This window comes from Arthrobacter sp. SDR-2R (assembly GCF_057747955.1).
Genome location: NZ_CM173231.1, coordinates 2,456,003 through 2,480,254 on the forward strand (window position 1 = coordinate 2,456,003; position 24,252 = coordinate 2,480,254).

22 protein-coding genes and 1 riboswitch are annotated in these 24,252 nt (G+C 67.1%); of the genes, 8 read left to right on the top strand and 14 right to left on the bottom strand.

What is annotated here, in order from left to right; translation table 11 throughout:
- The first annotated feature begins 1 nt into the window (after position 1).
- Positions 2-2,425, top strand: coding sequence for a phosphoenolpyruvate synthase (gene ppsA, locus AC3ANU_RS11465; RefSeq protein WP_018769392.1), 2,424 nt, complete (start codon positions 2-4; stop codon positions 2,423-2,425).
- Between the two features lie 122 nt (positions 2,426-2,547).
- Here ppsA and AC3ANU_RS11470 read toward each other — a convergent pair whose 3' ends face one another.
- The 4 genes from AC3ANU_RS11470 to AC3ANU_RS11485 all read right to left on the bottom strand — a co-directional run bounded on the left by AC3ANU_RS11470 (position 2,548) and on the right by AC3ANU_RS11485 (position 6,997).
- Positions 2,548-2,970: an Hsp20/alpha crystallin family protein gene (locus AC3ANU_RS11470; RefSeq protein ID WP_018769391.1), complete on the bottom strand. Its 423-nt coding sequence runs from the start codon at positions 2,968-2,970 to the stop codon at positions 2,548-2,550.
- Between the two features lie 13 nt (positions 2,971-2,983).
- Positions 2,984-5,503 (bottom strand): cation-translocating P-type ATPase, encoded by a 2,520-nt coding sequence (locus tag AC3ANU_RS11475; RefSeq protein WP_081620195.1) that lies wholly within the window; start codon positions 5,501-5,503, stop codon positions 2,984-2,986.
- A gap of 24 nt (positions 5,504-5,527) precedes the next feature.
- The gene (locus tag AC3ANU_RS11480; protein ID WP_018769389.1) at positions 5,528-6,394 is read right to left on the bottom strand and encodes a universal stress protein; all 867 of its coding nucleotides are present in this window, start codon (positions 6,392-6,394) and stop codon (positions 5,528-5,530) included.
- 144 nt (positions 6,395-6,538) lie between these two features.
- Entirely contained in the window at positions 6,539-6,997 is a 459-nt protein-coding gene (locus tag AC3ANU_RS11485) for a pyridoxamine 5'-phosphate oxidase family protein (protein WP_018769388.1), read from the bottom strand.
- Between the two features lie 240 nt (positions 6,998-7,237).
- On the opposite strand from AC3ANU_RS11485, the gene AC3ANU_RS11490 reads away from it, so the two are divergent.
- Entirely contained in the window at positions 7,238-8,920 is a 1,683-nt protein-coding gene (locus tag AC3ANU_RS11490) for a GAF domain-containing sensor histidine kinase (RefSeq protein ID WP_018769387.1), read from the top strand.
- A 9-nt stretch (positions 8,921-8,929) separates the two neighbouring features.
- Here the strand turns inward: AC3ANU_RS11490 and AC3ANU_RS11495 are convergent, their stop codons facing one another.
- Positions 8,930-9,601, bottom strand: coding sequence for a response regulator (locus AC3ANU_RS11495; RefSeq protein ID WP_051081367.1), 672 nt, complete (start codon positions 9,599-9,601; stop codon positions 8,930-8,932).
- Positions 9,602-9,875: 274 nt separating this feature from the next.
- On the opposite strand from AC3ANU_RS11495, the gene AC3ANU_RS11500 reads away from it, so the two are divergent.
- Positions 9,876-10,364 (top strand): universal stress protein, encoded by a 489-nt coding sequence (locus tag AC3ANU_RS11500; RefSeq protein ID WP_488314555.1) that lies wholly within the window; start codon positions 9,876-9,878, stop codon positions 10,362-10,364.
- A gap of 57 nt (positions 10,365-10,421) precedes the next feature.
- On the opposite strand, the gene AC3ANU_RS11505 is transcribed toward AC3ANU_RS11500, so the two are convergent.
- Genes AC3ANU_RS11505 through AC3ANU_RS11515 form a run of 3 tightly spaced genes read right to left on the bottom strand, consistent with a single transcriptional unit; the run spans position 10,422 to position 11,562 of the window.
- Positions 10,422-10,952 carry a hemerythrin domain-containing protein gene (locus AC3ANU_RS11505; protein WP_488314556.1) on the bottom strand — a complete coding sequence of 177 codons (531 nt, stop codon included), beginning with the start codon at positions 10,950-10,952 and terminating at the stop codon, positions 10,422-10,424.
- On the bottom strand, positions 10,949-11,266 hold the full coding sequence (locus tag AC3ANU_RS11510) for a DUF3040 domain-containing protein (RefSeq protein WP_018769383.1): 318 nt from the start codon (positions 11,264-11,266) through the stop codon (positions 10,949-10,951). Before AC3ANU_RS11510 ends, AC3ANU_RS11505 begins: the two co-directional genes overlap by 4 nt.
- 38 nt (positions 11,267-11,304) lie before the next feature.
- Entirely contained in the window at positions 11,305-11,562 is a 258-nt protein-coding gene (locus tag AC3ANU_RS11515) for an SHOCT domain-containing protein (RefSeq protein WP_082581719.1), read from the bottom strand.
- 254 nt (positions 11,563-11,816) lie between these two features.
- Here AC3ANU_RS11515 and AC3ANU_RS11520 point away from each other — a divergent pair, with 254 nt between their 5' ends.
- Entirely contained in the window at positions 11,817-12,479 is a 663-nt protein-coding gene (locus AC3ANU_RS11520) for a hypothetical protein (RefSeq protein ID WP_488314557.1), read from the top strand.
- On the opposite strand, the gene AC3ANU_RS11525 is transcribed toward AC3ANU_RS11520, so the two are convergent.
- The 5 genes from AC3ANU_RS11525 to AC3ANU_RS11545 form a co-directional block, all read right to left on the bottom strand.
- The gene (locus tag AC3ANU_RS11525; protein ID WP_488314558.1) at positions 12,476-15,292 is read right to left on the bottom strand and encodes an HAD-IC family P-type ATPase; all 2,817 of its coding nucleotides are present in this window, start codon (positions 15,290-15,292) and stop codon (positions 12,476-12,478) included. The two genes, AC3ANU_RS11520 and AC3ANU_RS11525, sit on opposite strands and share 4 nt — an antisense overlap.
- Positions 15,293-15,304: 12 nt before the next feature.
- Entirely contained in the window at positions 15,305-16,303 is a 999-nt protein-coding gene (locus AC3ANU_RS11530; RefSeq protein ID WP_488314559.1) for a polysaccharide deacetylase family protein, read from the bottom strand.
- Between the two features lie 44 nt (positions 16,304-16,347).
- Positions 16,348-16,815, bottom strand: coding sequence for a universal stress protein (locus AC3ANU_RS11535; protein WP_488314560.1), 468 nt, complete (start codon positions 16,813-16,815; stop codon positions 16,348-16,350).
- Between the two features lie 74 nt (positions 16,816-16,889).
- Positions 16,890-18,470 (bottom strand): DUF4389 domain-containing protein, encoded by a 1,581-nt coding sequence (locus AC3ANU_RS11540; protein ID WP_488314561.1) that lies wholly within the window; start codon positions 18,468-18,470, stop codon positions 16,890-16,892.
- A 65-nt stretch (positions 18,471-18,535) separates the two neighbouring features.
- The gene (locus AC3ANU_RS11545) at positions 18,536-19,402 is read right to left on the bottom strand and encodes a universal stress protein (protein WP_018769376.1); all 867 of its coding nucleotides are present in this window, start codon (positions 19,400-19,402) and stop codon (positions 18,536-18,538) included.
- A gap of 240 nt (positions 19,403-19,642) precedes the next feature.
- Here AC3ANU_RS11545 and AC3ANU_RS11550 point away from each other — a divergent pair, with 240 nt between their 5' ends.
- From AC3ANU_RS11550 to AC3ANU_RS11565, 4 genes are read left to right on the top strand one after another with little or no spacing between them, the layout of a single operon-like run.
- Entirely contained in the window at positions 19,643-20,074 is a 432-nt protein-coding gene (locus AC3ANU_RS11550; protein WP_056390539.1) for a hypothetical protein, read from the top strand.
- A 50-nt stretch (positions 20,075-20,124) separates the two neighbouring features.
- Positions 20,125-20,646, top strand: coding sequence for a mycothiol transferase (locus tag AC3ANU_RS11555; protein WP_488314562.1), 522 nt, complete (start codon positions 20,125-20,127; stop codon positions 20,644-20,646).
- Positions 20,639-21,586 (top strand): ribonuclease Z, encoded by a 948-nt coding sequence (locus tag AC3ANU_RS11560; RefSeq protein WP_018769373.1) that lies wholly within the window; start codon positions 20,639-20,641, stop codon positions 21,584-21,586. Before AC3ANU_RS11555 ends, AC3ANU_RS11560 begins: the two co-directional genes overlap by 8 nt.
- Positions 21,570-23,033, top strand: a complete 1,464-nt coding sequence (locus tag AC3ANU_RS11565; protein WP_488314563.1) for a protein adenylyltransferase SelO — start codon at positions 21,570-21,572, stop codon at positions 23,031-23,033. Before AC3ANU_RS11560 ends, AC3ANU_RS11565 begins: the two co-directional genes overlap by 17 nt.
- A 126-nt stretch (positions 23,034-23,159) precedes the next feature.
- On the opposite strand, the gene AC3ANU_RS11570 is transcribed toward AC3ANU_RS11565, so the two are convergent.
- Positions 23,160-23,993, bottom strand: a complete 834-nt coding sequence (locus tag AC3ANU_RS11570) for a C40 family peptidase (protein ID WP_134164688.1) — start codon at positions 23,991-23,993, stop codon at positions 23,160-23,162.
- Positions 23,994-23,996: 3 nt separating this feature from the next.
- A riboswitch (cyclic di-AMP (ydaO/yuaA leader) is annotated at positions 23,997-24,167 on the bottom strand.
- Positions 24,168-24,252: the final 85 nt, after the last annotated feature.

Below are 24,252 nucleotides of genomic sequence, written 5' to 3' on the forward strand. Positions count from 1 at the left end.
CATGACCGCCGCTGCAGAAACGTCCCTGGCCGATGTCAGCGTCAAATGGCTTGAAGAAACCGGGATCGCGGACATCCCCTCCGTAGGGGGAAAGAACGCCTCCTTGGGGGAGTTGAGCCGTGCGCTGCAGCCGGCAGGAGTCCGGGTTCCGGAAGGGTTCGCCACCACGGCCACCGCCTACCGCGCTTTCCTTGCTGCCAACAGCCTGGAGCCCCGGATCAGGAAGCACATGGAGGACCACCGCGCCGGGGCAGCAACACTTCGGCAGGCCGGGGCGGCGATCCGCGAACTGTTCCTGCAGGCCACCTTCCCGGCGGACATCACTGCCGACATCCAGGAGCACTACCGGGCCCTCTGCCAGCGCACCGGGCAAGACCAAGTGGCCGTTGCGGTCCGCAGCAGTGCCACGGCCGAGGACCTCCCGGACGCCAGTTTCGCCGGCCAGCAGGAAACCTTCCTGAACGTGGCCGGGGAGCGCGCGGTCCTGGAGGCGTGCCGGCGCTGCTACGCCTCCCTGTTCACGGACCGTGCCATCAGCTACCGCGAAATGAAGGGTTACGACCACCTCGACGTTGCCCTGTCCGTTGGAGTGCAGCGCATGGTCCGCTCGGACCTTGGCGCATCAGGGGTGATGTTTTCGATCGACACGGAGTCCGGCTTTCCCGGCGTGGTGGTCATCAGCGCCGCCTGGGGGCTGGGGGAGACGGTGGTCCAGGGCACCATCAACCCGGACAAGTACCAGGTGTTCAAGCCGCTCCTTGCAGACCGGCGCTTCAGCCCCGTGATCGAGCGGCAAGTCGGTGCCAAGGAACGCAAAATGGTGTACAGCCGCGGTGGCGATGCCAGGACCATGATGGTGGAGACGACCGGGCGGGAGCAGAGCTCACGGGTACTGGATGACCGCGAGATTGTCCTGTTGGCCCGCTGGGCCGTCGCGGTGGAGGAACATTACGGCCGGCCCATGGATATGGAGTGGGCCAAGGACGGGGTCACCGGCGAACTCTTCATGGTGCAGGCACGGCCGGAGACCGTCCAGGCCCGCCGGAGCACATCAACTTTCCGGACCTACCACCTTGCAGGGCCCGGGAAGGTCCTGGTCACCGGCGCCGCCATCGGAGATTCGGTCGCGCGCGGCCAGGCGTGCGTGGTGCGGGATGCCAAGGACATCGAATCATTCGTGGACGGCTCCGTGCTGGTCACCCGGATGACGGACCCGGACTGGGTTCCCGTCATGAAGCGGGCCGCGGGCATCATCACGGACCACGGCGGCACAACCAGCCACGCCGCCATTGTCAGCCGCGAACTGGGCGTGCCCGCAGTGGTGGGAACGCGCAACGCCACAGAGGTCCTTCCCGACGGCGGCCAGGTCACCCTGTCCTGCGCGGAAGGCGAAGAGGGCCGCGTCTACGAAGGGCTGCTGGAGTTCTCCGTGGAGGACGTGGACATGCACGCCCTCCCGGCCACCCGCACGGACGTGATGATCAACATCGCCAGCCCGGCCGCCGCGTTCAAGTGGTGGCGGCTGCCTGCGGACGGCGTAGGCCTGGCCCGGATGGAGTTCATCATCAACAACCTGATCCGCATCCACCCCATGGCCCTGGTCCATCCGGAACGGGTGTCAGACCCCCAGGAGGCCGCGCTCATCCGGCAGCTCACCAGCGGCTACCAGGACCCGCAGGAGTACTTCATCGACGTGCTGGCCACGGGGATCGCCAAGATCGCCGCCCCCTTCCATCCCAAACCGGTGATCGTCCGGTTGAGCGACTTCAAGAGCAACGAGTACAGCCACCTGATCGGCGGCAGCGCTTTCGAACGTCCCGAGGAAAACCCCATGCTGGGGTTCCGCGGCGCCTCCCGCTACTACAGCAACGCCTACCGGGAAGGATTCGCGCTGGAGTGCAAGGCCCTCAAACGCGTCCGGGAGCAGGCCGGGTTCGGCAACGTGATTGTCATGGTCCCCTTCTGCCGCACCGTGCGGGAAGCGGACCAGGTCATCCAGGCCATGGAAGAGCACGGGCTGGTCCGCGGCGCCGAAGGGCTCCAGCTCTACATGATGTGTGAGATCCCATCCAACGTGGTCCTGGCAGAGGAATTCGCCAAGCGTTTTGACGGTTTTTCCATCGGTTCCAACGACCTCACCCAGCTGGTCCTGGGGGTGGACCGCGATTCGGAGGAACTAGCCGGGTTGTTCGATGAGCGGGATCCGGCAGTAATGTCCATGATTGCCCAGGCGATCAGCAAGGCCCATGCCGCCGGCATCAAGATCGGCATCTGTGGACAAGGGCCCAGCAACCATCCGGACCTTGCGGAGTTCCTGGTCAGCCAGGGGATCGATTCGGTGTCCCTGAACCCGGACACGTACGTGCGGACGCTTCCGGTTATTGCGGCAGCAGAGGCGCGGGCTGCCAACGAACAAGCCGTCTGACCCGCTGCCCAAGGCATACTGCGTGTCCCCGCGTACTGCCCTGGCGGCCACAGGAAAGTGCCTGGCACCCCAGGGGACAGTCTCCCCGGAAGCCAGGCACCGTCGTCGTACCGTGACTCTGCTCAGCCCCTGGTAATGGGGATCTTGGACGCCCCGGTTGCCTGCACCTGCTCCGGCATGGGAGCCCGCACTTCAAGGACCCCGTCCTTGTATGCAGCCGTTACGTCGTCTTGTTTCACCCCGGTGGGGAGGGGGATCCGCCGGACGAAGGAACCGTAGCGGAACTCGGACCGGTAGCTGTCCTTCTCCTTGTGTTCCTTCTTTTCCTGCCGTTCTCCCTTGATGGTCAGGACACCGTCCGTAACCGTCACGTCCACGTCCTTCTCCGGATCGATGCCGGGCAGCTCTGCCCGCACCACCAGCGTGTTGCCGTCCACCATCTCTTCGACCCTGATGGCGGAGGACCCCAGGTCACCCTCGAAAAGCCGTTCGATGACATCGATGGGGGAGCGGCGGTTATCAAACCATTTCATCAGGTCAGTCATTCTTGCCTCCTGCTCATGTGGAAGCCGGACCATCGCGTTGCCCGGCACTTCCACCATCCCCTTTCGATGAATCCGGCTCCAGAGGCAAAGGTCCCAGCCCCGTTCGGCCGTGACCCGCCGGTGGCCGGCGGGTCAGGCGGCCAACCAGTTCGATGGCCAGGCACCCTGCCAGGGCAACTGCAACCGAGACGGCCAGCAGTCCGGCGGGCGGCCACTCAACCCGGAAGAAGTCCTGCGTTAAGGGAACGCTGAACAACAGGACCAGCCCCGCGTACATCCCGGCAAGGATCAACACCTTGATCCGGTTGAGGGGGCGTGATGCCATCACCAGGATCCACGCGGCCACCAGACCGAGTGTCACCGTTGCCGCGGACTGGGCGGACTCAAGGCTGTGGCCGCCCCACAACTGCCCGTACGCGCTGACCGCCAGGACACACAGGGCCGTGCAGATGCCTGCCGGGACCGCGAAGGCCAGGGCACGCCTCAGGAACCCGGGGGCATAACGCTGGCCGCCGGGCTGCAGGGCAAGGAAGAACGCCGGCAGGCCGATGGTCAGTCCGTCCAGTGCGGACAGCTGCCGGGGCAGGAACGGGAAGGCCAGCAACAGGACGCCGGTCACCACGGAGATGACCGTGGCGTAGACAGTCTTGCTCAGGAAGACCAGGGAGACGCGCTCAATGTTGCTGATGGCCCGGCGCCCCTCGTCCACCACCGCCGGCAGCCGTTCAAAGCGCCCGTCCAGGAGGACCATGCGGGCCACGGCCTTGGTCGCGGGGGAGGCCGAGTCCATGGCGATCCCCAGATCCGCATCCTTAAGTGCCAGGACGTCGTTCACCCCGTCCCCGGTCATTGCCACCGTGTGCCCCCGCCGCTTCAGGGCCTGGATCAGGTCCCGTTTCTGGGATGGGGTCACACTTCCAAAGAGGCTTTGCGACTCCACCGTTTCCTCCAGCAGCAGCGGATCCCGGGGAAGCGTGCGTGCGTCATAGGCAACCCCGGTCCCAAAACCCACCCCGCGCGCAAGCGCTGCCACGGTCCGGGGATCGTCACCGGAAATGATCTTGACGGTCACCCCCTGCCGGCGGAAGTAGTCGAGGGTGGAGGCGGCGTCCCGGCGGATGCTCTCCCGGAAGGTCAGCAGCATGACCGGCACCAGCCCGGACGGCAGGCCTGCCTCTTGGGGGCCCGGCGGCAGCGGCGCCGGGAGGTGCGCCAGAACCAGGGTCCGCAGGCCGGTGGAAGCGAGGGCCGCCGCCCTGGCGTGCGCATCAGCAGAGTCAGCGGACCCGAGGACCGTATCCGGCGCTCCCAGGATCCACGTCCCGGAGGCGGCGGAGCCCGGCGCGAACGTCACCGAACTCCACTTCCGGGCGGAGGAGAACGGGACGGAATCCTGCTCCTGCAGCGGAACCCGCACGGGAAAGGCCGCGCCGATGGCTGCAGCGGTGCTGCTGGCCTCAGCATTGGCACCAAACCATTCCACCGCCGGCCGCCACCCGGACGCAGGAACTGTTCCGGCCTCATGGACGGCGTCAAACACCACGGAGCCGGAGGACAGGGTGCCGGTTTTATCCAGGCAGAGGACATCCACCCGTGCCAATACCTCCACGGCGGCGAGTTCCTGGACCAGGACCTTCTGGCGAGCGAGCCGGAGGCCGCCCACGGCAAAGGCCACGCTTGTCATCAGGAGCAGGCCCAGGGGGATCATGGCCATGATCCCGGCAACAGCTCCCACGACGGCAGGTATCCACCGCCCCGATCCCATGGCTCCAGCCCATCCGCCCTGGTCCTGCATCTGCGCATTCGTGAGCAGCAGTGCGGTGGGCAGTAACAGCCAGGTGATGACGGTAAAGACTTTCTCCAGGCCCCTGCGGATCTCTGACCTGACAAGGGAGAACCGCCGTGCCTCGGCTGCCAGCCGGTAAGCGAAGGTGTCGGGTCCCACGCGGAGCACTCTGGCCCGGCCGCTGCCGGCGAGGATCAGCGAGCCGGACAGCAGCACGGCACCGCCGGCTTTGGGAACGGGTTCCGACTCGCCCGTCAGCAGGGATTCGTCCACCTCAAGCGGTGCCCCGCCAAGAAGCTCCAGGTCTGCCGTTACCTGGTCCCCGGCGTTGAGCACCACCAGGTCGTCAGGGACCAGTTCGTCCGAGGAGACGACTTCCCTGGCCCCGTTCCTGACCACCGTGTTCCGGGCGGCCTGCAGAATGGCAAGCTGGTCAAGGGAACGCTTTGCCCGGTACTCCTGGATGATCCCGATCAGCGAATTGCTGATGGCGGACAAGCCGAACAGCGCATCACGCCACTGGCCAAGGACCAGCAGGAGGATGAAGCAGCCTCCCACCACGCCGTTGAACAGGGTGAACACGTTCGCCTGGACAATCTCCCAGGCGCTCCTGCTGGTTGCCGTTGGCACGCTGTTGACACGGCCGGCGGCAGTGCGCTCCCGCACTTCTGCGGTGGAGAGTCCGTCCCGGGGATGGCTCACGTCCAGTCCCGGGACCGGTCTCCCGTTGTCCCCGGCGATTGTCATGATGTGGCCAGGCAGCTGACCCGGTCAGTCGGCGTGCTGCTGCTTGTGCACCCGGGTGATCACGGTGGGGCACGGCGGCTGCGACAGCACTGCGTGTGCCGTGGATCCCAGGACGAACCTTTCGAAGCCACCCTTTCCGCGGCTGCCCAGGACCAGCAGCCGGGCGCCGGATGCAGCACGGATCAGGGCGTCCGCCGGCTCAAGAACGGTCTCCATCCTGGTGTTGACCACGAGGTCCGGATAGTCCTGCCGGAGGCCCGCCTCAGTTTCGGCGAGCACGATCTGTTCCTCCTCGACGACGTGGGTGGCGAAACTGCTCTGCGGCAGCCCTGCCGCAATCCAGCGGTTGGGGCCGGTGAAGGCATATAGGACGGTCAGCTCCTCGCCCAGTGCGTCAGCCTCCGCGGCCGCAAAAGCCACTGCCTGTGTTGCTTCACGCGAGCCATCCACGCCCACCACGATGCCGCGGCCTGCCTCCTGGGCATCACCGATGACGGCCACCGGGCACTCCGCGGTGGCGGTGGCCTGGAGGGCCCGGTCCGTCAGGGCGCCGCGCGTGTGGCCGCTGGTGCCCAGGACGAGCATGGAGGCATTCCTGGAATAGTCGCCCAGGGCTGCCCCGATGCCTCCTTCGAGCAGTTGGAGGGTTACCTGCAGTCCGGGTTCGGCTGCGGTGGCTTTTTCACCGGCCTCCTTCAACAGCGCCAGCCCCGATTCACGCAGGACTTCAAGGTAGGGGAGCACTTCGGCGGCCATCCAGCGGTCGTCCACCACATTTACGACGGCGAGGGGGCACTTTAGCCTGTTGGCCCGGGCAGCTGCCCACAACAGGGCGGCGTTGGAGGCCGAAGTATTAGTGATGCCGACGGCGATTGGCTTGGCAGTTGCCATGGGGGACCATCCTTAGGGGGTGCTGGAGAAGGGGTGTGGTGCGGGCGTGGAGCGGAGCCGGATGACGTTGCCCTGACCGGCGTGCCTGATCCGCGTTGGCCTGATCAGCGTTGGCCAGTCGGCGCTGGGCTAGTGGGCGCTGGGTCAGTCGGCGCTGGGCTCCCGGGCCGGCCACCAATGGGTCGGCGCCGCGATGACGAACCTCCGGCCGCTGATATCCTGCGGCGTGATCCGGATCAGGACATTTTTTTGGCCGGGTTGCCAGGGGGACAAGCCCGCCTCCATGGCGTCCTGGACTTCCTCCGCATCGGTTACAACTTTGGCGTGCCCCTTGATGATGACGCTCCAGGCGATGGTGCCGTACTGGTTCATTCCGTCCGCCTCGACGGCTACCACTTTCCGGTCGGCAAGGGAGGCGAGCTTTGTTCCCTGGCCGGTACGAATGAGCAGTGTGCCGTTGGTGGGGACAAAATTCACCGGATAGTTTTCCACTGCGTCCCCCTCGGAGAAGGCGATCCTGCAGAGGGAAGTTGAACGAAGGTATCGCCAGCAATCGTGGACGCCGAGTTCCTTGATGTCAGGTTCTGTGGCTGCGGTATTCATGGCCGTAGCCTAGGACCGGCAAACCTCCCGGGGATAGGGAAGAAGGTCCCGCGCCAGCAAAGGCACCCATCCGGGACGGTCGGAGGTAATTTTCGCCTGGGCCTCCTAGAATTGTGCCGGTAGCGTCTTCATGCCCAAGTGAAGGCGGACTTGCGGCCCGGGGCAGGCATTTCCGTTCCGGACCCCCGGACCGCGCCAAGGACCCGCAGCGTGGCAGGTTCTTGCCGCAGGAGGTGGAACGTGAGCACTGAGAAGCCCTGGCGTCCGCCGACTAGGGACACCGTTGAAGACCTGCTGCGGGACTTTTCCGCCCGGGGCGACGAACAGCTGGATACCCAGGAACGCATCAACGCCCTGCTGGCGGCGGTGGTGGCCCTCGCCGAGGATCTGAGCCTTGAGGCCGTGCTTGACCGCCTGGTCCGTTCGGCCTGCGCCCTGGTCGGCGCACGGTACGGCGCTATGGGCGTCATTGGCGAAGACCGCACCCTGAGCCACTTCATCACGGTGGGTATTGATGAAGACGGAATCCGCTCCATTGGCGACCTGCCTACGGGGCACGGCGTACTTGGCCTGCTCATCCGCGAACCAAAGCCCTTGCGGCTCCATGACCTTGGCCGGCATCCCATTGCGTCCGGCTTCCCGCCGAACCACCCGCCCATGAAGACATTCCTTGGCGTGCCCGTCCGCGTCCGTGACGAGGTGTTCGGCAACCTCTACCTGACGGAAAAGCAAGGTGGCGAGGATTTCACCTCCGACGATGAGGACCTTGCCGTTGCCCTGGCGGCGGCGGCCGGCGTCGCGATCCAGAACGCGCGCCTCTTTGAAGACAGCGGGCGCCGGCAGAAGTGGCTGGAAGCAGGCATGGAGCTCAGCAGCAGATTGATCATGGCGTCCAGCCCCGGGGACGCGGATAACCTGGACGTCGTTGCCGACGCCGCTTTAAAGGTATCGGATGCGGCACTTGCAGTGGTGGCCGTGCCGGCGGGTGGAGGCGTGCTTCGATGCCGGTCCTGCCTTGGTGTGCAGGGTCTCCAGGCAGGCCAGGAATGGAGGGTCTCCCACTCCGTGTGGGACGTGATCGAGGGCGGCGGCTCCTTTGTGGCCAAGGACCCGCGGCAGGTCTTTGAGGCCGGAATGGCCGGGAAACTCGGATCCGTACTCGTGTGTTCCCTGGGGCATGGCAGCAGCGACAACGGCGTTCTCCTGCTGGCCCGCGCACACGCAACTGCCGCCTTCAACCAGGCGGACGCAGAGTCGGGTGCCATTTTCGGGAGCCGGATCGGGCTGGCGCTCGACCTGGCGCGCGTGAACGCACTGCGCGAACAAAACCTGCTGTTCACTGACCGGGAACGGATCGCGCGGGACCTGCACGACCTCGTCATCCAGCGCCTGTTTGCCGCAGGCCTGAGCATCCAAAGCCTGCGCCGCTACACCGTGGACCCGGTGGCGCACGAGCGCATCGCCGCCGTCACCACGGAACTCGATGAAACAATCCGCAAGCTGCGGGACACCATCTACTCGCTCCGGACGGCGGATGAGGAACGCGAACCGCTGACGGGCCGGATCCTGCGGGTGGTCCGGGAAAACTCGCGCAGCTACGCCCTGACCCCCAAGGTGGCCCTGGACGGCCCCGTGGACTCGATCCGGGAGGATGTGGCCGTCCATCTGCTGTCCGTGCTGTCGGAAGGACTCAGTAACGCGCTGCGGCATTCCGGCGCGGACGACGTGGAGGTCACGGTTGCGGTGGGCAAGGACCAGGTCCAGCTTCTCATCCGCGACAATGGCCGGGGCTTCGCCGACCCTGCCCGGGTGAGCGGCCTGGCGAACATGCGCCACCGGGCTGAGTTGTTGCAGGGCAGTTGCATCATTGAGAGCGGGCCAGGCAAGGGCACATCCGTGACATGGACCGCCCGGCTCACCTGACCTGCCGGCTCAGGCAGTGTCCGTGGAGCTCTTGGTGACGTAGACAGCGGCCTGCGTCCGGCGCTCGAAGCCCAGTTTTGCCAGGATCGATGAAACATAGTTCTTGACGGTTTTCTCGGCCAGGAACAGTTCGTCGCCGATTTGCCTGTTGGTCAGGCCCTGCCCGATCAGGGCCAGGACCTTCTTCTCCTGTGCGCTGAGGCCCTCCAGGCGGGGATCGGTGTGTGCAGTGGACAGTCCGGTAATGATCTGCTGCTCAACTCCCGGATCGAAGAGGGACTCGCCCGCAGCCGCCTTCCGGATTCCGGCCAGGAGGTCATCGCTCCTGATCTGTTTCAGGATGTATCCGGAGGCACCGGCCAGGACAGCGCCTCGAAGGGCCTGCTCGTCGTCGTAGCTGGTGAGTATCAGGCAGCGCAGGCGGGGGTCCAGGGAACGCACGTCCCGGCAGACCTCGATTCCCGTGCCGTCGGGAAGCCTTCCGTCGAGGATGGCGATGTCGGGGTGCAGTGCGGGTATGCGGCGCGTGGCCTCGGCAGCCGAGCCGCTTTCGCCCACCACAAGGAACCCTTCGCCCTCCAGCAGGTCCTTCAACCCCTGCCGGACAAGTTCGTGGTCATCAAGGATGAACACCCGGACCTGCCCGGGAGATCCTGCCGCCTCAGACCCAGCTTCATGCATCTGCACTGATCGCTCCCAAATCTCCAGGACCAAATCCCGCATTCGTGCGGGGGCGGCCCCCGGGGAGGGCCTGAGCCCATTGTTCCCCAGGAGGCGTCCTGCCGGAAGGGACCTAAGTCCGCCGGCGATCCGCAGGGCGGCACCCGAAGTCTGGGCCCTGTTCCTGTCATGACCTTCGGCCCTACCCCTGAAAGCGCACTTGTTCCATTCTGGGGACGACGCTTGCAGGATGCCCGCAGGAGGGAATGCGGCAACAACAGTGAATGGAGCCGGCATGACTGCCCCTGAAACGCACCCCAGGATCATCGTTGGGGTGGATGGATCAGACGCCTCCATCGCCGCGCTCCGGGTGGCCCGGGCCATGGCGGAGCCCCTGTCAGCGACGGTTGAGGCCTGGGCCTGCTGGGACGTCCCGGCCGGCTACGGGGTTTACCTCGCCGTAGGGATCGAAGGGTTCAAGTACGCGGCCCACCAGGTCCTCCAACAGGCAATGGAAGAAGCATTCGGGGAGCTGCCGGCGTTCGTGCATGCCCGCCTGGTACGGGGTAAGCCAGGGCCGGTACTCATCGACGCGAGCCGCAACGCCTCCTTGCTGATCGTGGGCAGGCGGGGACATGGGAGCTTTGTCCTTGGCTCCGTCAGTTCGACGTGCGTGAGCCATGCCCACTGTCCCGTGCTGGTGGTGCACGCCCCGGAGGCGGAAGGCGCGGGGGACACCGGCCAGGCAAGCGCCCTGACGGGGAGCCCTGACCCGGCGGCCTGATTGCAGTCGCCCTGACTGACCGACCCGGCATCCCGCCGTCGTACGTGTCATCCCGCCCTAGTGGCTGTGATGGCCGTCCCCATGATGGTGTGCCGCGCCTTCCCCCACCAGTTCGTGAAGCCCTTCGACTGCCTGTGCGAGTGACAGGCCGGGGGATTGGATGATGAAGGGCATCAGGAGGCGGTTCTCCTTGTCCAGGTGCAGGGCGAAAATCCGTTGGATGGCCCCGGCGGCCACGGCGGCAGCAACGCCTTCGGCGGTCCTGAGCTCTTCAACCAGGCCCACGATGACCTGATGCTCGGCCAGCATGCCGTCCACCAGCAGCTTCGCTTCCGGCAGGCCGTGGGGCCCGCTGTACAGCGGCCCTTCTTCTGCCAGGGCGTGCGGCACCAGCACCGTGTCGCACCAGTCCAGCAACGCAGCCTGCGTTTCCTGTCCGGCGGCAGGGTCCCGTGCCTCCACGGCCTCCGTCAGCAGTCCCACCAGCGCGTTCAGTTGCCGCAGCATGTCGGCATGGTGGGCTTCCACCGCCTGCAGCGCACGCGCCTCGGAGCCGGCTTCCGTGCCGTTACCGCTGTTGGTGTTCATTCGTTGTTGCCTTCCAGTTGGGCGACGTGCCGGTGGTTGGCCCGCAAGGACCAGCGGAGGTCTTTGATGGCCCAGTACGCTCCGCCGTTCATGACGGCGAAGCCTGCGATGCCCAGGTAGGGCGCCCGGACCACCAGGCCAAGGAGCAGGACGCCCACGCCCGCCGCGAAAAGCAGGAGTCCGCGCCTGACGCGGGTGCGAAGCGACAGTACGAAGGCATCCCTTCCGAGCAGGGCCGCGAATCCGGGGTCTTCCTCCTCCAGTCCATGGCCAATCAGTTCGAGTTCGCGTTTTTCAAATTCAGAGAGCGGCACAGCTGCACCCACTATCCATTGCCTGCGGGAACCGGAACTCAGGTACCCGGCTGGCCGCGCAGGACAGCCAGCCTGTTCCGGTATTCCGCGACGTCGATCTCGCCGCGCGCGAAACGCTCGGCCAGTACGTCCTCTGCCGTTAGTGGCGACGGGGGCCGGGGTGCACCCGGGGAGGGAGCCCGCAGGGAACGGGCCAGCAGGACAATGCCGGTGATGATTGCTCCCCAGACCACCACCATGCTGATGCTCATCAGGACATAGCCCCACAGGCCCATGCCGTCGTTCCAGCCGTACACGTCACGACCTCCGCTGAAGTGGAGGCGGACGCCAGCCGTCCGCCTTCCCTTCCAGTATTGGTCTCTGCCGGTGTCCGGGGCAGAGCCATTAGTCCTGTTCCGGGGCCGGGTACCAGGCTCCGGTCCTCGGCCCCCGGTGCGGAACTTCCGCACCGGGGGCTTATGGCACTGGCGGTGGCGGCGCGGGCATGGTGAATCTGGATGAGCATCCGGTTCCGTTGCAGGAGAGTAAAGCGGAAAGGGAGGATGGCACCGTGGCCCTTGCGGACAGCACGTACGACGGCGGGACAGCCCGCCGTGCGTTCCTCACCCGTTGGGTGGGCTGGGCGACCCTGGGCGAGAGCTTGGGCTTCCTCGCCCCGGTCCTTGCGTGGTTTCTTGCGGCCACTGCCTGGCCGCGTGCGGAATTTGCACTCCTGGTACTGGCCGGCCTCGCCGAAGGAGCTGTCCTGGGATGGTTCCAGGTCCGCGTCCTGCGGAACCGGTTGCCGGGGATCTCCGCGGCCCGCTGGGTCCTGCTGACCGCGGTGGCCGCGGCATTCGCCTGGTCCGTGGGCATGCTGCCGTCCACCTTCGGGGAATGGCAGGACTGGCCGCTTCCGCTCCGGCTGACTGCGGGTGGCGCGGCGGCAATCCTGCTGCTCGGATCCATTGGCACTGCCCAGTGGTTTGAGCTGCGGCACCATGTCCGGCGGGCGTGGCCGTGGATCGCCGGCAACGCCGCGGCCTGGGCGGCGGGTCTTGCAGCGTTCATGCTGGTTGCCCCGCCTTTGTGGCAGCCGGACCAGCCTGCCTGGCTGATCGCGGTGATTGGCGTGGGGGCGGCGGTCCTCATGGCGGCAGTGATGGCCGTGGTCACAGGCCTGGTGTTGCTGCGCCTTATGCCGGATGCTGCGGCCGCGGGGGATGAGCACTAGAAGCCGCGGCGCCGCAAACGCTTGTCCACGGCGACTGCCACGGATGCGAGCAGGGCCAGGCCAAGGATCCGCAGCCACGCTTCGCCGCTGATGGGGGCGGTGTGGAAGAGCCCGTTCATCAGCGGCGCATACGTGAGTGCCAGTTGGCCGGCCGCCTGCACCGCGACGCCGACCAGGAGCCAGCGGTTGCTGAACGGGCTTATCCGCCACGCCGGCCGGGTCAGCGACCGGCAGCTGAAGAGGTAGGACACCTCCACGGCCACGAAAAGGTTCACGGCGGACGTCCGGGCCTGTGCAACAGAGGCACCAACGGCCAATTCATGTTCGAAGAGCCACCATGCCCCGGCGACGAGGAGGGCCGAAACGAGCAGGATCCGCACGGTGAGCGCCCACGTCAGGAGGGGGCGGTCCGGCGGCCGTGGCGGCCGGGACATCAGTCCTGGTTCCTTTGGCTCAAAGGCAAGCATGAGTCCAAGGGCAACAGCGGTGGTCATATTGATCCAGAGGATCTGGGTGGGCAGGATGGGCAGCGTTGCGCCCAGCAGGATGGCCACGAGGATCACCAGCCCCTCGGCCATGTTGGTCGGCAGGGTCCAGACGATGAATTTGGTCAGGTTGTCGAAGACATTCCGGCCTTCTTCAACGGCGGCCTCAATGGTGGCAAAGTCGTCATCGGTGAGGACGATGTCCGATGCCTCCTTGGCCACCTCCGTTCCGGTGCGTCCCATCGAAATCCCGACATTCGCCTGCCGGAGGGCCGGTGCGTCGTTGACGCCATCCCCGGTCATGGCGGCCACGTGTCCGCGGGACTGCAGGGCCCCGATCAGGCGGAGTTTCTGTTCCGGCGAGACCCGGGCGAAAACCGTGGCCCGTTCCACGGCATCGGCGAACTGGTCAGGTGCAATGACGTCCAGCTCCGCGCCTGTCAGGGCTGTTCCGCTGTCATGGTCGGCGGCCAGGCCCACCGCCGCGGCAACGGTCACTGCAGTCCGCACGTGGTCTCCGGTGATCATCTTGACCGCCACGCCGGCACGCCGGCAGGCCGCCACTGCCGCCGCGGCCGCTTCCCGGGGAGGGTCGTGCATGGCCTGGAGCCCGGTCAGGGTCATCCGGCCCCGCAATTGGATGGCGGAGAGAGGCCGGCTGTCCGGGGGAAGGCGCATCATGGCCGTGGCCAGCACGCGGAGCCCGCTGTCCGCGAGCGCATGTGCGGCATTGAGCGCGGCCTGCCTGTGGAGGGGCCTGTTGGCACCGTACCTGTCCATTTCCGTGCCGCAGAGGTCAAGGACCCGTTCGGCGGCCCCTTTGACGAACACCACGCCGGCTCCGTGCGGAAGCGTGGAAAGGTGCAGGGTGGCCATGAACTGCCGCTCCGACGTGAACGGCAGTTCCTGCTTCCGCGGGTTGGCCGCCAGGAAGCCGGATACGTCCATCCCGCCCTTCCCTGCTGCCACCAGCATTGCGGCCTCCGTAGGGTCCCCCCGTACGTGCCACCCCTGCCCCTCCCTGCGGACGGTGGCGTCGTTGCAGGCTGCACCGCCCAGGAGGGACCATTGCAGCGCAGCGTCCCCGTCCGCCGGGTGCTCCGCTGAATCCGCCACGTGCTGCCGGCCGCCGGTGTGCTGTGCTGCCGACGGGGCGATGCGTCCCTCCGGTCCGTAGCCGGAACCCGTAACGTCATACGTCCCGGAAGGGGTCCAGAGTGCCCGGACTGTCATCTGGTTCTCGGTGAAGGTGCCCGTCTTGTCCGAGCAGATCACCGTGGTGCTGCCCAGCGTTTCCACCACCGGCAGCCGGCGGACCACGGCCCGGCGGCGCGCCATGCGGCGGACGCCAATGGCAAGCGTCACGGTGACGGCGGCAGGAAGGCCTTCGGGGATGGCTCCCACGGCCAGGGCGACGGCGGCAGTAAACATTTGCCCCGGCTGCTCGCCATGTGCCAGCCCGGCAAGGAAGGCCACGGCGGCGAGGGCCAGGATGGCTATGGTGAGCGTCGAGCTGAAGCGTGCCAGTTTGACCGTCAACGGCGTGGCCACCGGCCGGACCGTCCCCATGAGGCGGTGGATCTCGCCAAGTTCGGTTTCGCCGCCGATGGCGACGACGACCCCCGCACCCGTGCCGGCGGTCACCAGGGTGCCGCTGTACAGCATGTTCCTCCGGTCTGCCACCGGCGTGACCGGGGGCAGGACCACCTCGTCCTTGGGCACGGGGTCGGATTCTCCCGTCAGCGCGGATTCGTCCGCCCGTAAGGCGGACAGGCGCACCAGGCGGAGGTCAGCCGGTACCTTGTCGCCGGCCTCCAGCAGCACAAGGTCGCCGGGGACCAGGTCCTCGGATGGAACCTGCCTCCGTTCGCCGCCGCGCATGACGGTGGCGTGGGTGCGGACAAGCGAGTGAAGGGCGTCCAGGGCCGCTTCTGCCCGGACTTCCTGGACGAATCCGATCAGCGTGTTGACCAGCACCACGGCGAGGATGACGCCGGCGTCCAGGAACGCGCCAAGGACCACGGTGACGGCGGCGGCGGCCAACAGGACGTAGACCAGCGGGTTGTTGAACTGGCGCCCCAGCTTGCGGGCGATTCCCCCGCCCCTGGACCGGGGAAGCTCGTTCGCGCCAAACTGGGCGCGCCGGTGCGCTACCTCTTCCTGGCCAAGGCCCCTGGCCGCATCCGTTTCCAGCAGCAGGACTACCTCGTGGACCGGCAGCCCGTGGTGTGCCGGATCAGGGACAGCGTCCGGTTGGCGGCCGGTGGAGGATGGTTCCGGCCGCGGGGGCTGCACGTGCCCGCGTCGGGAGGGCCGGGTCTTCGCCATGGTGCCGCGGCCTCACTGCCCCGGCAGGGCATCGAGCGTGGTGAAGCCGTATCCTGCGGCAGCGATGCGGTCAATGATCCGGGGGAGGGCGTCGGCGTCGAGGGTGGTGCCGTCGTCGGGATTGGACCCGATGTGCATGAGGACGATTTCACCGGGCTGCAGGCCGGCCTGGACGCGGTCGGCCACCGACTGCACGCTGGAACCTCCACTGGCGCCTTTCCAGCCCAGGGTGTCCACGGTCCACCTGACGGCCACGTAGCCCAGGGAGTTGACTGCAGCGATGGTGCGTGCGTCCCGCTCGCCGTAGGGGAAGCGGAACAGCGGCCTTGGATCGGCGCCGCCTGCCAGGATGGCCTGCTCGGCACCACGCACCTGTTGGAAGATCTGGTCGTTGCCCAGTCCGGTGAAGCCCGGGTGGGTCATGGAGTGGTTGGCCACCCGGTGCCCGGCGGCCACGATCTGCGCTACGGCCTGCGGGTTGTTCGCCGCCCAGTTGCCGGTCAGGAAAAACGTCCCGGCGACCCCCTTGGCGGCGAGGGTGGGCAGGATTACGGGCAGTCCTGCTGCGTTGGCTCCGGCGTCGAAGGTGAGGGCAACCACCCGGCCCGCCCCCGGGATGACGGTCAGGTCCTGGCCGCGGAGGGATTCCGGGAACGGCGCCGGTTGCGGGGGAGTACCCGGCTCCCGGGGTGGCGTCGGGCCGGCCGGTGGCTCCGTGGGCTGCGGTTCGGGAACCGGCGGCACGACGACCGGGGGCTCGACGGGAGCCTGGCCCGCTTCGGGTGTCTCCGTCTCCTGCGGCCCCGGCGCGGGGGTGGAGACGGTTGGGCTGGCTGTGCCGGGCTGGCTGGAGCCGCTGGGCAGCGGGGAGGGAGCCGTCGGTGATGCCGACGGCGGACCGGCCGAGGGCGCCGGGAGCAACAGGGCCAGTGAAATGGCGAGGACCACCAGGGCGGCGGCGAGCGCTATGGCGGGTGTCCGCCGTCGTGCCTCACTGAGCGGCAATGCCATCACCCGTCCCGGAGGTCAGTACCTTTCCCGCCCGGACGTACCGTTCAGGATTCCTTGGAGCTGTGGGCTCCGCTCTCGGGCGTGTGGACCACCAGTACCGGGCAGTGGGCATGGGCCACGATGGCGGAGCTGACGGAGCCCAGGAGCAGGCCGCCGAACCCGCCGTGCCCGCGGCGCCCCACCACGATCATGTCGGCGTCCCGGCTGGCGTCGATCAGCGCCTCACGCGGATGGCCGCGGACAAGGGTCGAGGTGACGTTGGCCGGCATCTCGGCGCCGAAAGCCTGCACCATCGCATCGTCCAGGACCTTCTTGGCGCCTTCCTCGAAGCCCTCAATGCCCATCATGACGTAGCCGGAGTACACCTGCGGGTACTCCCAGCAGGCGATCGCCTGGACCTTGGAGCCGAGGGGAGTGGCGAGCCGTTGGGCCTGGCGAAGTGCCTCCAGGGACGGTTCCGATCCGTCGACGCCCACCACGATCCTGGCAATTGGTGCCCCGGCTATGCTCATGTCTGCTCCCTCGTCGGACCCTCGCTGTCAGGCCCATCATGCCCGGATGCCTGCTGCGGGGCTAGGGCCGAAGGTCACGGCGCCGCGGGGGCTCCCGCCGGTGGTGCCCCGGCCGGCGGAATCACCGGTCCGGGCCATTCAGGTTCGGTGGCTCCCTGGTCCAGCCGGAATGGTGGATATTCGTCCCGCATCAGCGCTGTGTAGGCAAGGACCCGGTAGATCCAGCGGTCGATGCCGAGGATGAAGTCAAACAGCGGGCGCTGGTAGCGGCCGGTGAACAGCAGGATCACTGCCGCGACCAGAACCAGCAGTCCCAGCAGGGACGGTCCCGCACTTTGCTCATAGGTGGCGCCAACGAAGGTGTTGTCCGCCCGCCACCGCCACGTTGTATTGGTAAACGCGGCCACCAGGAGCAGGTGCGGGATCGAGAGGAGCCACCATTTCACCAGCACCAGCCCGCGGGACAGCCGTTCCGGGTAGTCAACGTCAAAGTCCGCAGGATAATTGGTGCGCTTGAGCGTAAACGGCGGGTAGAGGTCGGTGCCTACGGCGGCGTAGGCGTAGAAGGCCACCCGCCAGTTCCAGCGCATGACACCCACATTGAAGTCGAACAGTGCCCTGGGGTACCGGCCGGTGAACAGGATGGCGAAGCCCGCCACGATGGTGGTGATGACGAACGCAAACCAGAGGAAGAAGAGAAGGATGAAATGCGGTATGGCCAGGAACCACTTGACCAGCCACATCCATCGTGACAGTCCCGGATCGATGTCACCGAAAAGCCTTGCGGGGTAGGCGCGGCGGTCTTCGGCTGCCACGGTGAACGGCTGCGGCGGGGGTGCCACTCCGGGTGCGGCCGGCACTGCCTGCATCCCCGGTCCGGCCATCCCAGGCGCCTGCATCCCCGATTCCGCCATCCCCGGTTCCGCCATCCCCGGTCCTGCCACCGCCGGGCCGCCCGGTGATGGTCCAACAGGTGGCCGCCCGGCATGCCGGCCCAGTCCCATGGCGCCGAAGACGATGAGGGGAATACCGATCACGAGGGCGATGAGGCCGCCCACCAGCAGGCCTGTGGCTGCCGGCCTGATGAGGTCTGAGCGGAAGCCGGCCTGTGCCTGGACATCAACACCGGAGGAGGCATCGGCATTCATCACCACCACTTCCCAGGTGCCCGGGGTGATGTTCCACGTCAGCTCCTGCTCGCCGGAGCCTGAAACGGAGGCCGTCCAAAAGCGCTGGCCGGCCGGCGGCGATGCGGGGTTGCCGCCCGGAACGTCACGGTATTCGGCGCGGAAAGGCCGCTGCCGGATGTTCAGCAGCTCCGAGTGGTGCACACCTGACAGGTACTGTTCGACGTCGGCCTGCGGGCCGATGCCAATGAACACCGCTTTGTCGGGGATCATTGATGCAATCCGCAGCCGCAGGGTACCGATGTCGAAAGGAAGCCTGCCCGGCACATCCTCGCCGATGGCCTCGGCCCGCGGAGAGGTGAGGGCAAAGGAACTGACGGAAAAACGGGATGTGCCGGAGGTCAGGTATCCGTCCCCCTGGATCGATCCCACCGCCGATGCCACGGCTCCTCCCGCCAGCGCGGCCAGTCCCGGAAGAGAGATCAGGATGCCGAGGACCAGCATGATGATGGCGGCGGGTTTTTTCATGGCGTGGAACCTTCCGCTGTAGGGGAGGATGTGGAGCGGGAAGAAGGACCAGCAGGCGCTGCGGCCTAAAGGGGGCTGTGAACGGTGTCAGTACGGGTAATGATCGTGGGGCACGGGAGGTGCCTGAGCACGCCGTGTGCGGTCGAACCGAGCAAAAGGCGCTTGAAGGCGCCCCGGCCGCGGCTGCCCACCACAAGCAGCCGTGCCCCGGCGGCGGCCTCGACAAGGGCGTCCACCGCGTTTTTTTCCCTGTCGAGCCGCTGGTGCACGGTCAGGTCCGGGTAGTCTTCCTTGAGCCCGGCCACGGTTTCGGAGAGCACGACGCGTTCTTCGTCCACGATGAGGTCCGCGAGCGCCCCCGGCGTCAGGCCGGCGTCGATGATGGGGTCGGGCGCATTGACGGCATAAACGACGGTGAGTTCGTCTCCCTCGCGGTCGGCCTCGGCCGCGGCGAAGGCGACGGCCCGCGTTGCCTCGGCAGACCCGTCAACGCCGACCACCACACCGGACCTGCCTTCGAGGTCCTGGGTCCCGACGACGGCGACAGGGACTTTGGCGGCGGTCGCCACCTGGAGTGCGCGGTCGGCGAGGGCCCCGCCAAGGTGCCCGCTGCCGGAGCCGATGACCATCATCGAGGTCTTCTTCGAATACTTGGCCAGCTGGCCGCCCACGCTTCCGGTGAGCAGTTCCGTAGTCGGCGTGACCGTCACGGTTCCTTCGAGCCTGCCGGCGGCGGTCTTGAGCAGTTCCTCGCCGGCCTGCTGGAGGGTTCCAAACCAGGGGTAGGGTTCAGCTACCCACCGGTCGTCGACGACGTGGAGGATCACCAGCGGCAGGTGCGTCCGGTGGGCGCGGCGGGCCGCCCACAGGACCGCGGCCTGGCTTTGCGCTGAGTCGTTGGTGCCCACAGCGATGGGTTTCTGGGATGTCATGGCCGCACTTCCTGGTCGTCTTGAACTGGTCTTCCTGCCTTTCAAGACTGGCCCCGCCGCCACCGGCACTCTAGGGCCAAAAGTCACGGAAGCGCTGTTCAGGCCGCCCTGCGGCCTTGGCGCGCGGCCGGGAACCGCCGTTTGTCCGCTTGGGACGGAAATGCGGTGGCTGTTCACAGGCATACCGTTCCTCAGTATGCTTACTATTATCCGCCCGGAGCCCATGAGAAAGGCATCATCATGACTGAACAGAACGTCCCCGACGATGAGTTGGAAGTTGTGCAGGAAGACGACGTTCTTCTCGACGAGACTCCCGGCGCGGCATCGTCACTGGAGCTCGATCCCGTCAACGGGGAACCTGACAGCTACCCCGGGGCTGCAGAGAACAATCCGGACCGCTGGCAGGAGGACCCGCTGCTGCAGGACGAAGCAGTCTCGGGGGAGGAGCAGGACTTCCTGAGTGACCAGACGCTGCGGGACGAAAGCGCGCAGGCCCGGTACCGCTCCGGCGATGAGCAGGTTCCGCCGGACACACCCACGCTGGGTGAAGCAGCAGCCGACGTCGATTTCGGCGGGAATCCCACCGGCCTGGAAGCAGACGCAAGCGACGACGAGGAAAACTTTGGCGGCTCGCCCCTTAGTGAGTTTGAGCCGGACGACCTGGAACGCTAGCAATCCCGGGGCCGGGTGCGCCCGGGCCCGGTCCGCAGGGAAGGAGACCCATGCACTCCAAGGAGTTGTTGCTCGAGGCGTTTGACCGCCTCCCCGGCCTGGTGGGGCAGGTACTGGACGGGCTGGATGGGGAGCAGCTGCAGCTGCGTCCTGCAGGCCAAGGCAATTCCATCGCCTGGCTGGTCTGGCACATGGGACGGGTGGAAGATGCGCAGGTTGCGTCCGCCTCGGGATTGGAGCAGGTCTGGAAGGCCGAAGGATTCGTAACCCGCTTCGGGCTCCCGCTGGCGGACAGTGATACGGGCTACGGCCACTCAAGCCAGCAGGTGGACGCAGTCCGCGCGCCCCGGGAACTCCTGCGGGAGTATTACCTGGCCGTTCACCGGCAGACTGCCAGGGTCCTGGAAGGTATCGGGGATTCCGACCTGGACCGTGTGGTCGACAGGCGCTGGGATCCGCCCGTCACCCTGGGCGTGCGGCTGGTCAGCATCCTGGGGGACTGCCTTCAGCACGGCGGCCAGGCCGCCTACGCCAAAGGGTTGCTTGCAGCGTCAGATTCCAACGGTGCGTGAACTCGTAGTGCTGGGCACTGCGTCCCAGGTTCCCACGCGGACCCGCAACCACAACGGCTACTTCCTGCGCTGGGACGGCGAAGGGCTGCTTTTCGATCCCGGCGAGGGTACCCAGCGCCAGATGATCCATGCGGGAGTGGCGGCGGGCGCCATCACCAGGATCTGCCTTACGCACGTGCACGGGGACCATTGCTTCGGCCTTCCCGGGGTGCTCTCCCGGATGGTTTTGGACGGCGTGGCGCACCCGGTCCACCTGCATTATCCGGCGTCCGGTGACCAGGTGGTCAGGGCCCTGGTGGGTCTCAGCCCGCCCGGGCTTGACGTGAGGCTCCATCCACATGGCGGCGCCGGTGCCGTGGCGGACAGGCTTGAGGTCCGGCCCCTCAATCACCGCATCGAGACATACGGCTACCTGCTCACCGAGCCAGATGGCCGCACGTTCCTGCCGGAGAGGCTGCGGGCGGCGGGCATCGAAGGGCCCGACGTGGGCCTGCTGCAGCGCGAAGGGGTCCTCGGAGCGGCCAGGCTGGAAGAGGTCAGTATTCCCAGGCCGGGCCAGCGCTTCGCTTTCATCATGGATACCGCACCGTGCCACGGTGCCGAAGAACTGGCAGCAGGCACGGACCTGCTGGTGGCCGAGTCCACGTTCAGTGACGACGACGTCGGCCTGGCCCGGCAATACCTGCACCTGACCGCCGGGCAGGCAGGGGAACTTGCGGCGTCCGGGAAGTCCCGGATGCTGGTGCTCACCCACTTCTCCGCACGCTATGGCGACGGCGTCCCGCACCTCGCGGAGCAGGCACGGGCGCAGGCTCCGGGAACCACGGTCATTGCCGCTGAGGACCTGCAGCACATTGCCGTTCCCCGCCGCCGGCAACCGGCACGGGAAGCAGCGGGCGGAACTACGGCGATAGGGTTAAGCCATGACGGCAGCAGCTGAATCCACGGTCACTTTTGACGGCCGTTTCGCCCGGGAACTGTCGGAACTCGCCGTTCCCTGGCAGGCCGAGGAAGCCCCCAGCCCCGAGCTCCTGGTCCTGAACGACAGGCTCGCACGCGACCTGGGCCTGGACCCAGGGTACCTTCGCAGTCCCGAAGGGGTGCGGCTCCTGGTGGGCAACCACGTTCCGGCGGGCGCCACCCCGGTGGCGCAGGCCTACGCGGGCCACCAGTTCGGCGGCTACTCTCCGCTGCTTGGCGACGGACGCGCCCTGCTGCTTGGTGAGGTCACGGACAAAGGCGGCCGCCTCCTGGACCTCCATCTCAAAGGCTCGGGGCGCACGCCGTTTGCCCGCGCCGGGGACGGACGTGCCGTCGTCGGGCCCATGCTCCGTGAGTACGTGGTAAGTGAAGCCATGCATGCCCTGCACATTCCCACCACCCGCTCGCTCGCGGTCGTGGCAACTGGCCGGCAGGTCAGGCGTGACGGCATGCTGCCCGGTGCGGTCCTGGCGCGGGTTGCCGGCAGCCACCTGCGCGTCGGCAGCTTCCAGTACGCGCGGGCCACGGAAAACTTCGAGCTGCTGAAGCGGCTGGCGGATTTCGCCATCGGCAGGCACTACCCGCACGCTGCCGGCGCCCCAAACCCCTACCTGGAGTTGTTCGCCTCGGTGGTCTCCGCCCAGGCGGACCTGGTGGCCCGGTGGATGCTGGTGGGGTTCGTGCACGGGGTCATGAATACGGACAATATGACCATCTCAGGGGAAACCATCGACTACGGCCCGTGCGCGTTCATGGATGTGTTCAATCCCGCCGCTGTCTACAGTTCCATCGACGTCAGCGGACGCTACGCCTACGCCAGCCAGCCGGTGCTGGCCGAATGGAACCTTGCACGGCTGGCGGAGGCAATGCTGCCGCTGATCGACGGGGACCAGGAAAAGGCGGTTGCCCCCGCGGTGGAGGTACTTGGCGGATTCCGCGGACAGTACAGCCAGGCGTGGTCCGGCGGCATGAAGGCCAAGCTGGGCCTGTCGGGAGATGCGGACAGCGACGCCGCCTCCGCCCTGGTGGACGGTGCCATTGCCATCCTGAAGGACGGGCCGGTGGACTACACCTTGTTCTTCCGGAACCTGGGCAAGGCCGCGCGGGGGGACCTCCGTCCCGTGCGCGGCATGGTCCTGGACCTTGAAGCGTTCGACGCCTGGGCGGAGCGGTGGCAGGCCCTGGGGCCCGACGCGGAACTGATGGACAGCGTGAACCCTGCCTATATTCCGCGGAACCACCTCGTGGAAGAGGCGCTGTCCGCCGCCACTGACGGAAACCTGGCTCCCCTGCAGCAGTTGCTCGAGGCCGTCGGCAGCCCCTTCGCCGAGCGGCCGGGCCTGGAACGCTACGCCGAAGGTGCCCCTGAGGATTTCGGCACCTACATGACCTTCTGCGGGACGTGACTGTTCAGCGGTACGGTGCGGAAATGACAGGAGGGCGGCAGCCGGGAATACCCGGCTGCCGCCCTCCTGTCTAAGAACAGCTTTGCTGTTTAGTACCAGCCTGCTGCTGCCAAAGCGTTGCGAAGGCTAGGCTACGCGGACTGCGGAGTAGCCGCCGAGCCAGCTGATGGAGTGGACCTCGGTGCTGTAGCCGTTGACGCCGCCGCTCACAACCTGGCCGTTGCCGGCGTACACGCCCACGTGGCCGGAGGTGATGATCAGGTCGCCGGGGGCGGGAGCGCCGACAACGGTTCCGTACTGGAAGAACTGCGTGGGGGCCAGGTCGCCGACGGACTTGCCGACGGAGCGCAGGGCCTTCTCAACCATTGCGGTGCAGTCCTGGTTCACGCCGACCTGGCTGTAAGCGGATGCCAGGATGGCAGCGCCGGTCCCGGTGCCGGTGGACGCCGCCGGGGCGGCTGAGGCGTAGGACATGTTCATGCCGGTGTTTGCCGGTGCGGTTGCGGCTGCCGTCTGGACGGGAGCTGCTGCCGGCGCCGGGGCTGCGGTGTGGCCAGCGCCGGGGATCTGGATCTGGTCACCGGGGTAGATGATGGAGGACAGTCCCAGTCCGTTGGCGGCCAGGACGTCGTTGAGGCTGACGCCATGGGCGGCCGCGATGGCCCCGATGGTGTCGCCGGACACCACCGTGTGGACGGTTCCTGCTGCTGCGGCGGGTGCTGCTGCCGGGGCAGGTGCGGAGTATGCCTGGACGCTGGTGTTCTCAGTGGTGTCCGGGCCGGTGACACCTGCATGGGCCGGGGCTCCGACGCCAAAGGCAATACCGGACGCTGCAGCAACGGCAAGCGCCGGACGGCCCAGCGAACGGGCCTGGGACTTGGCGGTTACGGCGAGGCCCTCGAGCACAATGGAGCGGGCCGGAGTCGCGCGGTGACGGGCAGTGGTGGAAATTTTTGACACAGTTGATCGCCTCTCCCATGCCTGCGGGGTGAGCTGTCGGGTTCGGGCTGGAGATACCCGGCCGGTAGCTGGCTCCGCGGGCGGAGGCGCTAACGACTTAACCCCAAGGCCACATGTGGCCGTAGAAACTTGGTTCCCCCGTCCCTGCCAAACGGAAAGCGGTTGAATCCCATGATCAGCGGCAGGGCTCGGCATGCTGACGGGAATGTCCCGTCTGAGAGGGACACCAAACGACCATAACCCGCGCTGCCCCCGATTG

Coding starts and splice junctions, on each gene's coding strand:
- ppsA (WP_018769392.1), top strand. CDS start 2: ATGACCGCCGCTGCAGAAACGTCCCTGGCCGATGTCAGCGTCAAATGG.
- AC3ANU_RS11470 (WP_018769391.1), bottom strand. CDS start 2,970: ATGACTGACCTGATGAAATGGTTTGATAACCGCCGCTCCCCCATCGAT.
- AC3ANU_RS11475 (WP_081620195.1), bottom strand. CDS start 5,503: ATGACAATCGCCGGGGACAACGGGAGACCGGTCCCGGGACTGGACGTG.
- AC3ANU_RS11480 (WP_018769389.1), bottom strand. CDS start 6,394: ATGGCAACTGCCAAGCCAATCGCCGTCGGCATCACTAATACTTCGGCC.
- AC3ANU_RS11485 (WP_018769388.1), bottom strand. CDS start 6,997: ATGAATACCGCAGCCACAGAACCTGACATCAAGGAACTCGGCGTCCAC.
- AC3ANU_RS11495 (WP_051081367.1), bottom strand. CDS start 9,601: ATGCATGAAGCTGGGTCTGAGGCGGCAGGATCTCCCGGGCAGGTCCGG.
- AC3ANU_RS11500 (WP_488314555.1), top strand. CDS start 9,876: ATGACTGCCCCTGAAACGCACCCCAGGATCATCGTTGGGGTGGATGGA.
- AC3ANU_RS11505 (WP_488314556.1), bottom strand. CDS start 10,952: ATGAACACCAACAGCGGTAACGGCACGGAAGCCGGCTCCGAGGCGCGT.
- AC3ANU_RS11525 (WP_488314558.1), bottom strand. CDS start 15,292: ATGGCGAAGACCCGGCCCTCCCGACGCGGGCACGTGCAGCCCCCGCGG.
- AC3ANU_RS11530 (WP_488314559.1), bottom strand. CDS start 16,303: ATGGCATTGCCGCTCAGTGAGGCACGACGGCGGACACCCGCCATAGCG.
- AC3ANU_RS11535 (WP_488314560.1), bottom strand. CDS start 16,815: ATGAGCATAGCCGGGGCACCAATTGCCAGGATCGTGGTGGGCGTCGAC.
- AC3ANU_RS11540 (WP_488314561.1), bottom strand. CDS start 18,470: ATGAAAAAACCCGCCGCCATCATCATGCTGGTCCTCGGCATCCTGATC.
- AC3ANU_RS11545 (WP_018769376.1), bottom strand. CDS start 19,402: ATGACATCCCAGAAACCCATCGCTGTGGGCACCAACGACTCAGCGCAA.
- AC3ANU_RS11550 (WP_056390539.1), top strand. CDS start 19,643: ATGACTGAACAGAACGTCCCCGACGATGAGTTGGAAGTTGTGCAGGAA.
- AC3ANU_RS11555 (WP_488314562.1), top strand. CDS start 20,125: ATGCACTCCAAGGAGTTGTTGCTCGAGGCGTTTGACCGCCTCCCCGGC.
- AC3ANU_RS11565 (WP_488314563.1), top strand. CDS start 21,570: ATGACGGCAGCAGCTGAATCCACGGTCACTTTTGACGGCCGTTTCGCC.